This window comes from Niveibacterium terrae (genome assembly GCF_048213115.1).
In the GTDB taxonomy this organism is placed as follows: Bacteria; Pseudomonadota; Gammaproteobacteria; order Burkholderiales; family Rhodocyclaceae; genus Niveibacterium; species Niveibacterium terrae.
Map to the genome: position 1 here is coordinate 3672588 of NZ_CP172404.1, position 14246 is coordinate 3686833.

Consider the following 14246-nt stretch of genomic DNA (forward strand, 5'->3'; position numbering starts at 1 on the left):
TCACAGCCCCACCCCCACCGTCAGCGTCCCGTCCAGTGCAGCGAGCTGATCCCACCACGATTCGCCCATCAGGCCGCAGACCGAGTACAGAGTCAGATCCAGCGCTGAAGTCCTGCCCTTGGGCGCGGTAGGCAGCACCCTGCCCTTGAGCTTGACGAGTTCCAGCGCTTCGCCGGCCGGGATGCTGCGGCTGCGGCAGTTGATCGTGATGCGGACGAAGCCGGGTTCATGGACGACCGCGTCGATCTGCGCATCGGCGGGCAGGTCGGCTCCGGCGAGCACGCCGCTGACCGACATCACCGACGGGTCGTAGCTCATCGTGAAGCTGATCGCCTTCAGCGGATGGGCGCTGTCGAGCAGCACAGGCATGCCGCCCGCGCTGGCGCCCAGCGGAGAGCCGGCAGCCTGGGTCACGTTCGTCGTGCGCAGCTGGACCTCGGCGGCGGGCAACACCTTGACGCTCAGCGGCGCCGCGGCGTAGCGGCCGTCCTGGTCCGTCGCGCTGGCCCTGACCGTGTAGTCACCGATCTGCTTGTAGAGATGGCTCGCCTGATCGGGCGTCCCGGCGAGCTTCTCGACCGTGCCATCGCCCCAGTCTATGGTCCAACCGCTGACCCTGTCGCTCGCCGCGCTCAGTGCGCCGAGTTTCACCGTGTAAGTCGCCCCCAGCTTGACGCTGGGATTGCCGCTCACGCTGAGCTGAGGCGGCACATCCAGAACGGTGACCTTGAAGCTCTGGCGGGCGGAGGCGCCCGACGGATCGCGCACCTCAACGGTGAAGTCGACGAGCGCAGGGCCGTCGGGATTGGCCCAGACGATCTCGTGGGTACGCGGATCGATCGTGGCGCCGGCCGGGGCCGAGACGAGCGCATAGGTCAGCGCATCGTTGTCGACATCCGCCCCGCCGAGCTTCACGCGCAGGCTCTCGCCCTCCCGGATCGTCCGGTCGGCGATCGCGGCGAGCGTCGGCGCGTCATTGACCGGCGTCACGACGATAGAAACCGTCGCGAGCGCCGAGTCGAGCTGACCGTCGCTGACCCTGTAGCTGAAGCTGTCAGCCCCACTGAAGTTCGCGGCCGGCTGATAGACGTAACGGCCGTCCTTGTCCTGAACCAGCGTGCCGTGGGTGGGTGACGTGACGACGATGACACTCAGCGCATCGCCCTCGACGTCGTGGGCGGTCGAGAGCAGGTCCAGCGTCACCGCGCTGTCCTCGGCCAGCGTGATGCTGCGCCCGGTGAGCGTCGGACCATCGTCGACCGGCGTCACGAGCACGTCGAAGGACTGCTCGGTGCTGGCGCTGGCGCCGTTGGCGGCCTCGGTCGAGGTGGCCCGGACGGTCAGCGTGAGCCGGCCGTTGAAGTCCTGGGGAGGGGTCAGGCTCAAGCGGTCGAGCGCCCAGCCGGTGATGTCCAGCGCGTCGCCGCCCGCCTTCGCCGTATGGCGGCCGTCCGTCAGGCTGGCGCCCGCGGGCAGGCCGATCAGGCTCAGCGTCAGCTGTTCGGATCCGTCGGTATCGGTCAGCGCGGCGCGGATCGGATTGAGCGCGATCGCGCTGTCCTCGGGTCCGGCGTTGAAGACTCGGGTCTCGGTCAGCGCGATGTTGTCGAGCATCGCGCCCCGGCCGTCCCAGTCCCTACGGTTGCCTTCGCAGACAAACGCGATGTCCTGTTCGCGGCCGTTGCCGGTGAAGCTGTAGCTCAAGGCCTGCCAGTTCAGCTGATCGCTGGGGCTGGTGTTCGCGACGCTCGCGAGCCTCACGCCATCGACATAGACGCCGATCCGTGTATAGCCGGCGTCATAGCCGACGCGGCCCGCGTAGTCGAAGCTCAGCGAGTACTGGGCTCCGGCCACGGTCTGCACGCTGCGGCGGATGCCCAGAGTCTGGGGCATGTCGCCGGCGGCCGCGTTGAGCTCCAGCCAGTTCCTACCGTCGCCGTCCTTCGCGCTGACCAAGCGCTGATCGCCTGCGGCATTGCTCATCCGGTCGCCGGACGACCAGACCTCGAAGCCGTCCCGTCCGCTCAGCCACCAACAGCTCGCCGGATCGGTGATCAGCGTCCAGCCTTCCAGCGTCGGCTGCTCGATCAGCGTCGAAGTGCGATCGGGGTTGGCGACCGTCTCCCAGCCGGTGCGGAACAGCTCGGTGCGGGCACTGTCGAGCGAGAGAAGCGGGGTGTCCGCAACCGGCGTCACGACAATCGAGACCGTCGCGAGCACCGAGTCGAGCTGACCGTCGCTGACCCTGTAGCTGAAGCTGTCAGCCCCACTGAAGTTCGCAGCCGGCTGGTAAATGTAACGGCCGTCCTTGCCCTGAACCAGCGTGCCGTGGGTGGGTGACGTGACGACGATGACACTCAGCGCATCGCCCTCGACGTCGTGGGCGGTCGAGAGCAGGTCCAGCGTCACCGCGCTGTCCTCGGCCAGCGTGATGCTGCGCCCGGCGAGCGTCGGCGCATCCTCGACCGGCGTCACGAGCACGTCGAAGGACTGCTCGGTGCTGGCGCTGGCGCCATTGGCGGTCTCGGTCGAGGTGGCCCGGACGGTCAGCGTGAGCCGGCCGTTGAAGTCCTGGGGAGGCGTCAGGCTCAAGCGGTCGAGCGCCCAGCCGGTGATGTCCAGCGCGTCGCCGCCTGTCTTCGCCGTATGGCGGCCGTCCGTCAGGCTGGCGCCCGCGGGCAGGCCGATCAGGCTCAGCGTCAGCTGTTCGGATCCGTCGGTGTCGGTCAGCGCGGCGCGGATCGGATTGAGCGCGATCGCGCTGTCCTCGGGCCCGGCGTTGAGGACTCGGGTCTCGGTCAGCGCGATGTTGTCGAGCATCGCGCCCCGGCCATCCCAGTCCCTACGGCTGCCTTCGCAGACAAACGCGATGTCCTGTTCGCAACCATTGCCGGTAAAGCTGTAGCTCAAGGCCTGCCAGTTCAGCTGATCGCTGGGGCTGGTGTTCGCGACGCTCGCGAGCCTCACGCCATCGACATAGACGCCGATCCGCGTATAGCCGGCGTCATAGCCGACGCGCCCCGCGTAGTCGAAGCTCAGCGAGTACTGGGCTCCTGCCACGGTCTGCACGCCGCGGCGGATGCCCAGAGTCTGGGGCATGTCGCCGGCGGCAGCGTTGAGCTCCAGCCAGTTCCTGCCGTCGCCGTCCTTCGCGCTGACCAAGCGCTGGTCGCCTGCGGCATTGCTCATCCGGTCGCCGGACGACCAGACCTCGAAGCCGTCCCGTCCGCTCATCCACCAACAGCTCGCCGGATCGGTGATCAGCGTCCAGCCTTCCAGCGTCGGCTGCTCGACCAGCGTCGAAGTGCGATCGGGGTTGGCGACCGTCTCCCAGCCGGTGCGGAACAGCTCGGTGCTGACGCTCGCACTGCCCAGGCTCAAGCTCGGCGCATCGGCGACCGGCGTCACGACGATCGTGAGCGTCGCGAGCGCCGAGTCGAGCTGACCGTCGCTGACCCTGTAGCTGAAGCTGTCGGAGCCGCTGAAGTTCGCTGCCGGCTGATAGACATAATGGCCGTCCTTGTCCTGGACCAGCGTGCCGTGGGCGGGTGACGTGACGACGATGACACTCAGCGCATCGCCATCGACGTCATGGGCCGAAGCGAGCAGGTCCAGCGTCAGCGGCTTGTCCTCGTCGGTCGCGACGGTCTGATCCGCCAGGACCGGCGCATCTTCGACCGGCAACACCGTGAAGCGCAGCTCGGCCTCGTTCGACAGCAACTGGCCGTCGTTCAACTGGAAGCGCACGCTGTCCGGACCGTTGTAATCGGCGGCTGGCACATAGACATAGCTGCCGTCGGCGTTGCGGTCGAGGCGGCCATGGGCGGGGCCGGAGACGATCACCGGCGTCAAGGTATCGCCTTCGATATCGCTGCCATACGCGGTGAAGTCGAGCAGCAGCTTGCCGTCTTCGAGCAGGGACAGCTCGGCATCGTGGGCCAGCGGTGCATCGTCGACCGCAGCGATAGCAATCGCCACCGTCACCGCCGCCGATTGCGCCGAACCGTCGCTCGCGCACCAAGTGAAGCTGTCGGTACCGAAGTAATTGGCGTCCGCCAGATAGACATAGCGGCCGTCGCCCGCCAGGCTCAGCTTGCCGTGCGCGGGACCGGCCAGGATCTGCACCTGCAGCGCATCGCCATCGACGTCGCTCGCGTCGGCCAGCAGGTCCAGCGTCACCGGCGTGTCTTCGAGCGTCGCGGCGCTGATCTCGCCAGAGGCGACGACCGGCGCATCGTTGACCGGTGCGACAGCGAAGCTCAGCGTCGCCTCGTTCGACAGCAGCTGGCCGTCGCTGAGCGCGAAGCGGACCGAATCGACGCCATTGAAGTTCGCCGCCGGCGTATAGACGTAGTGGCCATCGGCATCGACGGTCAGCGTGCCGTGCGCAGGCCCGGCGACGATCACGGCCGTCAGCGCATCGCCTTCGATGTCGCTGCCCAGCGCGACGAGATCGACCGTCGCGCGGCCGTCCTCGAGCAGGCTCACGGTGGCGTCGCTCGCCACCGGCGCATCATCGACCGGCGTCACGGTCAGCGTCACCGTCGCCGCTTCGCTGGTCTGGGTCGCGGACTTCAGCGCATAGCTGAAGCTGTCCGAGCCCGACCAGTTCGCGTCCGGCGTATAGCTGAAACTGCCGTCGGCATTGAGGCTCACGCGGCCGTGCTGAGGTGCGGCCACCAGCACCGGCTGAACGCCGTCCGGAGCGCTGACGACATCGTTGCCCATCACATCGATGCGGATCGGCGTGTCTTCGGCCGTCTGCGCCACATCGTCCCTGGCCTGCAAATCGCTCAGCACCTGGACGTCGCGGACCAGCATCGCGCTGTCGGCTTCGCCGAAACCGAGCAGGTCGAAAGACAGCTCCATCGCGGTGCCGGTCGGAATGCCCGCCAGATCCAGCGTATAGGTCCGGCTGCCATCGGCGTTGTCGGTGACGATGAGGCCGGAAGCGGAGCGGACCCGCCCTGCCAGCCCGGCATGGGGCGCCTGGATGTTCAGGAAGGCGTCGCTGTGCGTCAGCCCATCCACCGAGCGCAGAGCAGCCCCGGTGTTCGCGTCGAGCAGCGCCGCCTCGAACGCATCGTTCGGCCCGTTGGCCTGATCCTTCAGATCGCCCGCCAGCGTGAAGCGCAGGAAGCGGTCGTGCTCGCCGAGCGTGAAGACCTGGCGCAGCGAGGATTGCGCGTCGGAGCGCTCGGCAAGCCGGGCACCGTCGGCGCCGAAGCTGACCGCGCCGGAGAATATCCGGCCTGAACCATCTCCCCATTCCGTCATTGATTCAGCTTTTGCTCCATTGAAAATCTTTTGCACAACTCGACCGGCATCACCCAACAAAACATCGTCACTCCATTTACTAGAAAGGGCTCTATTCTCATTAATGGCGAAACATGAATATTCATCATTTCTTTTACCCGGAATAGCCCCATTCTCACTAACGGTGAGATACGGCAATTTTGGCAACGACGACAAAGACAAACCAAGGTTGTAATTTTTTTTATAAAAAACAAGCGCGCTTTTTAGAGCATTTGCGTTATCCCACTGAACACCCATCGACGCCTTCAACAAGGCCACCTGCTCTGACATAAAAGACAGATGAACATCATTTATCGACCCAGACCCCATTAAATTTGGCACATTACTAACAAACTGTTTAGGCTTTTTCTGGTCCGCGCCAAGAAAGTAATCCTCCCCCAAACCAAATGTATGCCCCAGCTCATGGTCCACCGTATTAACCAACATCCCAGCAAAAGATGCCTTCCCAGCCCATCCGTAGTTAATCCCAACAGAAACATATACTTGCTGGGCAACAGTCTGATTAAGCGCATCAGTTAGCGCCCACAGTTTTGCAGAAAAAGGAACGCCTCCACTCCCAGAAATGAGCGGATCCAACCATCCGGCATCCCCATTGTGCCCCCTTCTACTATCCACATAGAGACCCGACTGAGGTATCGCATATCCACAAACATCGCCCGTATCACGCCAATTTACTGTTGGCCCCTGTGACCAGACAGAACCAGCCGGCGCATCATTTACAACTCTAATACCAGACGAACCAAAGCACTTAACCCCCGAAAAATCCCGACTAACATAATAGGAAACTTCTTTCGAAAGCTTATCAAAAAGAGAGTCAAACCCCTTCTGCAGCGGCGTCAAAACAGCCCCAGGCAAAGGCCGAGAGTACTTCCCGACGAACCTGCCAAACAAATTTCCAAAAGTAGCACTTGTTATTACTGAAGAAGCACCATAATCTTTCGGGTAAATTTTATCCGCCGGGATTAAATATTTCCACACCCCACTAGAAACCTTAGAAAAAGTCCCCTTCGAGCTAAATGCCCTTACAAGCTCTTCTTTAAGACCACTAAGATTCAAATTAATAACCGATGGTGCTGTCTTTTTTCCCTTTACCGACAACCCCTTCCCTGCCCCATCCAAGAACTCACGCCCGCTAGAATTTGTAATTTTCAAATTATCGAACGAGTACGATGCGTGTGTCGAGCTAAACCCACTCCCCTGGGACAAAGGATCAAAGCTCCACAGAGAGGCACCACTACCATTAAGCCCTGCATAGTGAAATTCACCATTTTTACCAGTTATCCGAACTGGCATAACCGACTGGTTTGGCATATAAACACCAACCTTTTTCACCCCCTTTACTCCTCCAGCGCCATCCGCCAATGTATTCCCAAAGACCACAACATTGGGATCAGTATCACTTCCGGCCAAAACTCCGGAAAACGCTGAATTATTTGGATCGATCATTTTCAGCACCGCCACTGCATTGGTTGCATTTACATAGCGAACAATCTGAAACACGTTTTTTTTAACAACGTTGCCGCACCGAACCGTTATTGTGACTTGACACCCATAAAGTTCGTCATTATCCAACAATGAAAACCCGTTAGCGCCATACATTTCAGAGAATGTTTTGGCTTGCGCACAAACATTAACCGTTTTCCCTGGTCGCAAATCGAACTTTGTGTCAACAAAACCAACCCCAGCAGTCTTGCTTAGCCCAGAAGCCCCACCGTAATTAATAGACAGAAATTTTTCGACAAGCAGCTTATTATTTTTATCCAAAGGTCCATCAACACGCACATCGACGTAAGACGTATCAACAGAAGACAATCCGGTTATTGCTGTTGAAAACACTGTCTCCCTTGTTAGGGCCGCATTTGTAATTAGCTTTGTCGAAATTGATGAAGTAAACGTTCCATCAAAAAACGTCCCGACAGGCTGGCTGGTGGGCGTCGGGATCAACTGCTCGGCATCGGTCGGCAATTTGATGTGCTTGCTCATCCTCTGCTCGGCGGGCATCGCGAGCGCGGCGTCGATCAGCGCATCGACGCTCCAGGCGTGGCTCTGGTGCGGCTGCTGGGTCAGCTGGTCGAGGGTGCCGTAGCCGCCTTCGAGCTGGCCGATGATCAGCTTGCGGTCGCCTTCCGACACGGTCAGGCTCCTGATCCCATAGCCGTCGAGCGGCAGCGTCGCGCCGAGGAAGACCGGCTGTCCCTTCTTGCCGAAGGGATCCTGAATCACGCCGAGTTTGCCGCCGACGGCCACCTTCTGCGCGCTGGCGCTGCCACCCACCGCGGTCGGCGGTCCGAACGGGCTGGTCTGCGCGAACATCGGCGCCTCGAACATCGCCTTCCAGTACGGGTCGAGGAAGTTGTAGTTGTCGTCGGCGACGATCGCGTATTCGACACCGTCCTTCTCGACCAGCACCGCGCTCTGCGCGCGCTGGATATCGAGGCGATCTTTTTGAATATGGCCGCTCTGATCCATCGAGATCGATGTCGTGCTCGCGGACAGGGGTTCGCCATTCTCGCCACGCTTGATGCTCAGCGTGATCAGCCCCTTGTTGTAATCGCCGGGGCTGCCGATCAGGAACTCGTCGGAATCGCGGGTCGCGCTGACCATGCCAGGGGTCTTGGCGCTGGAACCGTCGGCCGGCAGGCTGGCAATGATCGGCGCACCGATACGCCCCGTCTCGAAATCCAGCGTGTCGAGATCGAAGACATAGATGTCGCCGCGCCCATTGCTCGGGCTGAGCAGGCTGACGCCAGCATTCTGCGCGGGTGCGGTGACGACCAGAGTCCGGCCATCCGGGCCGATCTCCATGCCGCCAATGCCGTTGCGCGCCGCGTCCAGCCCCGTCCCTTTCAGCGTGACCGGCTGGTGGTAGCCCTTGCTTCCGGGCATGATATTGATCGCGATCAGCCGGCTCCCCGCTGCATTTCCCCAGCGATTGCCCTCGCCGACGATCAGCGTGTCGCCGGTGCTGGCGACGCTGGTGATATTGCGTCCGGCCGGGATCTTGATCTCGTCGATGATCTTGAAACTGATCATGTCGATCACATAGACGACGCCATTGCCACCGACATAGCAGCGGCTCAGATCGTCGGTGATCACCAGCGGCTGGATCTTCGATCCGGTCAGGTAGCTGCCGTCGAAATCGTTGAATCCGATCGTCTTGACGAGGTCGGAGCTGCCATCGTGGTTCTGGCGCACGAACTCGACACCGGTACGCGTCAGCACAGCGGCCATGTCGGTGTGCTGAGTCATCCGCACTTCATTGCCCGCGTATTCGCTGGTCTCGCCTTTCACGAGCTGGCCAGAGCCGTCGATATAGTCGCCCGAGACCACGCGCACCAGCTGCCACGAGGCGCTGCCTATGGCCAGACCCGCGGGCGGGGTGAATCTCAGTTCACCAGAGAAGTTTCCAGGCAGCACCTTGCCCCTTTTTGTCGAGACATCGAACTGCGCTCCATCGGGATAGAGCGCACGCAGCACCATCGTGCTGGCCTGATCGACATCCGTCGTGGCTGGATTGCTGACCTGCAGCACCACTTCGCCAGAGTCTTCATCGGGCTTGATGTCGGTGATCGTCGGCAGAGTCAGGTTGCCGACCACCTCCGGCGCGGCAGGCAGAAGACCGCTCAGATCGAGTTGCGGCGTCCCCTGAACCGCCACGCTGCCGAACTGCGGGATACCCGCGTAATAGCGGCCGACATTGACCGTGCTCGCGGCGCTGGCCAGGATGCCCAGCAGATCGAGCGAGGCACCGACTCCCATCATGCTGACGCCCAGGCCGCCGAAGCTGGCCCAGTCGCCCGCGCCCAGGCTCAGGCCCGAGATATTGCCCAGCGACGTCGAACGGGCGATCAGGTATTCGCCGTCGCAGACAACCCCAGGGAAAGGCGGGCTGGAAGTCCGGGCGACGCCGTCTTCGCCGACGAAGCCGTTCTCGACCACCCACCAGGTGTCCGCCCAGCCACCGCCGGGCTGCATGACTTGGCCCCTGCGGAAGAAGTAGACCTCATCTCCGGCTTTCGCCCCGGTTCCGGCTTGAACCGGAATCGCCAGCTGGACGCGGCTGCTCGTCTGCGCACCGCCCAGATCCAGCTTGAACGCGCCGAGCGCTTCCATGACGCCGGGTGCGGGAGCCGCCATGCCGGTCACGGCCTGCAGATCGGGCAGCGCGATGCGGCTGATAGAAACCTGAGCGTCATGCGGCAGAGTCCCGGCACCGATCAAAACCGTTTCACCGGTCTCGGCGCTGACGACACCGCCAACATCGGCCGCGACCGTGACGGCGCGCGGAGCCGGAGTGCTGTCGTCGGAGTCGGTCAGCTGGGCGGCTTGCACGACCAGCGTGATATCGGTCTGTCCGATCACCTGCTCAGTCAGATTGCCCGAACCGTCCACCTCGCTGGCGAGATGGACGATCGATATCGTGACCTTGCCCGCGCGCAGCGCGGTGATCAGACCGTCGGCGCTGACCGTGGCGATGCTCTCGTCGGAAACGATATAGCGCGTCGCACTGGAGACCGCGGCTTGAGCCGGAATGACATAGTCGTAGGTCTCTCCGGTATCCGGATCGACGTCGTGCTCGGTCTGCTCGGGATTCCCGGCAAAGACAGTGGTCGTGGCCGCATGCGCATCGCGCACTTCGCCGGTGCCCGGATCGGTGACGAGTACCTTGAGCTGCCTTGTCGCGCCAGGAGTCAGCGCGAGCGTGCCCGGATAGACATCGGGCTGGATCACGGGCGCCGCTGACGCGGAGCCCGAGCCCTCACCGGTGCTGCTCTGGGCCTGAACGGGATTCAACGCGACGACCGCCCTCACCACCCGCCCATCGACATCGGTGCGCGAGACTTCGATCAGCGCGCTTCCCGCGCTCTTGACGCTGAGCTGATCGAGGCGGTCATCGACCGTCACCGCGTCGGCGCCGACATAGCCCATGCCGGCGAGGCTGGCGTTGCGAACCGTCAGATAGGCACCGGATGCACTCAGCTCGACGCCCTTCTCGTCTTCGAAGTCCCCGGTTGCGTGGATCACGACGCTCTGCCCAGCCTGGAGAGCCGGCAGCGCGCCGAGGTGGATCGCCAGCAGCTTCGCGCCGCTGACATTGGCCTTGATCTCGATCGGCGCGCCGGCGGCGAAACCATCGTCGGCCTGAAGGCGGATCACCGCTTCACCTGAATAGCCGGTCTCCGGCGTGAAGACCAGGCTCTGGCCGTCGGCCGACAGGTGCACGCTGCCGTGGGTCGCGCCGAGCACGCGCCAGAAGAGCGAATCGCCCTCGAAGTCGCCGGCGAGGCTCCCCAGCTGGAGCTGGCTCGCGAGGTCGGTGTGGGTCTTCAGCGTCGGCAGGATGGCTGCCGCGACCGGCGCCTGGTTTGCATGCCAGCCGTAGTTGGCATAGAGCACCTGGCGGTCGCTGGCATCGACGCGGCCATCGCCGTTGAGGTCGCCCGCGGAGGCAGCCGTCGCCGCGGCGCTCTCCCATGCGGCGCTGTCGGCGCCATCGAGGACGCCGTCGCGGTTCATGTCCCCGGCCAGGCTGATGCTGACACTAGCCTTGCCGCTGCCGCTGACGCGCAGCAGCTTGATGCCGGCATCGGTGATGCGCACCAGGAAGGTATGGACGGATCCGTTCTGATAGCTGCCGAGCACGCTGCCGCCGGTAACGCCGAGGCTGGTCGCGGGGTCGGCGCAATCGAGCTGCACCGCGACGATGACGGCGCCCTGGGCACCGGACACCTTGACGCTGGAAGCGAGCTCGCTTTCGCGGACCGCGAAGGCGATGTTGCGTGGCGTGGCTAGCGAACCGCTCCAGGCGTTCGCGTCGGGCGTCGCGACCCAGTTCACCGCAGCGCCGAGATAGGCGTCGAGCGGGGTGTCGAGCGCCCTGCCCTGCCCATCGTAGGCGACGGGTTGGCCCAGATCGTCGGTGCCGAGCTGACGGACGAGGATCAGGCGAGAGGCACTGTCATAGCGATAGCTCAGAGCCGTCGCCGTGCCGTCGGCGGCGAGCGGACCGGTGATCCGGTCGATACGGCCTTGCCCGTCGCGATGGAAATCGATGCGCTGCTGGGCGGCGCCATCGACCGCGTCGATGCCGGCATCGGACACCAGCCACTTGACGCCGTCAGCGAAGTCGATTCGGGTGAGCTTGCCCTGCACATCGAGCTGGTAATGGCTGCCGTCAGGCGCGATCAGCGTGTAGGAAGCCGGCATCCAGGGCAGGCCGGTGGCCTGGTCGTAGAGGCCGCGGCCGAGCAACTGCAGCGCCTCGGCCTTGCCCGCGTCGTCGGAACCGTGTGCTTGCAGGGTCCAGCCATTGCAGGCCGAGAAGACCGGGCGATAGACGACCGGCGAGCCGGGCTGGCTTGCCAGCGCCTCGCTCTGCGCGCTCAGCGTGAAGCTCAGGTACTGCGGCGTCGCAGCCGCCTGATCCAGCGAGGACGGCACCTGCAGCCAGACCTTGGCGCCCTGCTGCCAGGCCGCGATGGCACCCAGCGCGTCGTGCGCGGCCTGATCGTGGCTCAGGCCCAGATCGAGCGCCGGCAGAGTCCAGTTGCCCAGATCGCCTTGTGCTCCGACCGTCGAGCTCAGCGTGCGGGTGATCGCGAGGCTGTGGCCATCGAGCGTGAAGCTGGCGTCGGTGCGGCTCTGCACGCTGAAGTGCTTGACCGTGGTGTCGACGACCACATTCGCGTCGACCTCGCTGCTCCTGCCCATCAGATCCCAGGCGGTGAAGCGCAATTGATAGGCGCCGTTCTCGAACATGGCCGGATCGAGTTGGCCGAGGCCGATCGCGCCGCTGCGGTTTTCCGCGGCGAGGCTTAGCTCGGTCAGCGTGGTCCATTTGCCCGAGTTCGCCGGGGCGATCTGCAGGCGGTAGCCCATCAGCTGCTGCTCCTGCAGCGTGGCTTGGAGGTCCAGAAGGTCGGCGAGGACCAGCGGACGGCTGCCGGCGGAGCACCCGGTGAGCAGCCCAGCCCAGGCCAGCGCCGGAGCAGTGGAGTCCGCCGGATCCTTGACGCGCAGGGTCTGGGTGCGGGTGCCGGTGAAGCCGTCCTGGTCGGTCGCGGTCGCCCGCACTTCGATCAGTCCGGGGCCGCTGGCGGTCAGGCGCAACCGCCCACCGGCATCGAGCGCGACGCTCTGCCAAGTGTCGCTGCCCAGCGCCGAGCCGCGCACTTCGACCCGGATGTCGGCAATCGCCGCGAAGCCGTCGGCGCGCACCGTCGCGACAATGAGCTGCCCCGGCAGGACCGGGGTGCTGGGCGTCGCGGAAACGACGACGGCCGGAGCATTGCTGGCCGCATCGGCGAGCGCGCGCAGCGTGAAGGTCTTGCTGACCGAGACCTTGCCATCGGAAACCTGGGCAGTGACGACGAAATCGCCGACCTGACCGGGGCCCGGCGTCCAGCTCAGACGCTGCGCGGCGGCATCGTAATGGGCGCCTTCGGGCAGATTGCTGAAGCTGACGGCGAGCGAGCGGGTCTGGGCCGCACCATCGGCATCGGAGACCAGGATCGCGCCATTGCCGCTGCCGCCGAACAGCACCGGCAGGCTCAGGCTCTGGCCAACCAGCACCGCATGCGAAGCGACCTCGATCTGGGGCGCGCGGTCGACGTCGAGAACCCTGACCTGAACCTTGCGTTCGGTGACGGCCTGGCCGTCACTGACCGTGAAGGTGAAGACAAAGGGCTGGTCCGTCCGGGTCGCGTTGTCGACGACGTCCTGTCCGGGTGTCCATTCGAAGTAGCCGCTGACCGGATCGAAGGAGACACCGGCCGGCGTGTCCGCGTCGCGGACCAGACCGTAGCTCAGCGCATCGCGATCCGCATCGGCGCCGCGCAGGCTGAAGCCCAATGTCTCGCCTTCATTGACCAGCTGCAAGGGCATCGGCAGCAGCACCGGCGCGAGGTTGGTGTTCGCGACATCGAGATCGATGCGACGGCTGACCGTCCCGGCGCCGTCGCTGGCGGTGACCGTGAAGCTGTAGCGGCCGTGTTGGGCCGCAAAGTAGTCCGGCGTCCAGTTGAGCGTCAGCGTGCTGCTGCCGTTCGAGCCGGTGGCGGCGGAGAAGCTCATGCCGGCCGGCAGGTCCGCACAGCTCCAGCTGATCGCATCACCGTCGGCGTCGAGTCCGGCGAGCTGAAGGCTCATCGGCACGCCTTCGGTCGCGGCAATCGCGGTGGCCGTAACGCCACCGGCGGCGAGATCGGCCCCGACGCTGGCGCCACTGGCGGTCAGCGCCAGCACGGCCGGAGCCGTGTTCGCGGAGCGCACGACGATGCGCAGATTGCGCGCCACGACATTGGGCACCGGAACGGCATCGGGATCGGTCTGATAGCCCGCATCCTTGGGCCCCAGGCCGCTGTCGCGGACTTCGATGCTGAGATCGTGGTTGCCCAAATCGGCGGCGGTCGGGGTCCAGGTCAGCGTCGCGTGGCCATAGACCGAACTCGGTGTCAGCACGGCGCCAGCGGGCAGGCCGTAGCCGTTGAAGCTCAGCGCGTCCTGATCCAGGTCCGAGACGAGGATGGGCAGGCTCAGGCTCTGACCGACCACGGCCACGATCTGGCTGGGCAAGGTCATCACCGGCGCCTCGCTGGCGCTGCGCACGGTCACGACGAAGCTCTTGGCTTGCGACATCACCTGATTGACATCGCCGTCGCCATCGTCCTGGGCGACGACGGTGATCGTGTAATCGCCCCGGTCGCCCGCGCCCGGCGCGAAGCGGATCACTCCTGAGGCCGCGCCTGGCCCTGTAGCCGGATTCTGGACATAGCTCGCGCAGCGCGGCAGGCCGGTCACGGTGAGCTGGACCGGGTTGCCGTCGGCATCGGTCGCATAGACCGGGATTTCGAGCACCGCGCCCTTGTCGACGAAGGCGTTGCCGATGTCGCCGATCTCGGGCGCGCGGTTCGCATTGCTAACGACGATGG

General features: G+C 64.3%; 1 protein-coding gene (only partly in view). It reads right to left on the minus strand.

Translation table 11 applies throughout. The features are described 5' to 3' along the window. Window positions 1–14246, minus strand: the end of a protein-coding gene (locus ACHFB9_RS16980) for a tandem-95 repeat protein (RefSeq protein ID WP_417068701.1). 20851 nt of this gene lie beyond the right edge of the window; the window shows 14246 of its 35097 coding nt (coding positions 20852–35097); the start codon falls outside the window, past its right edge; it ends in the stop codon at window positions 1–3.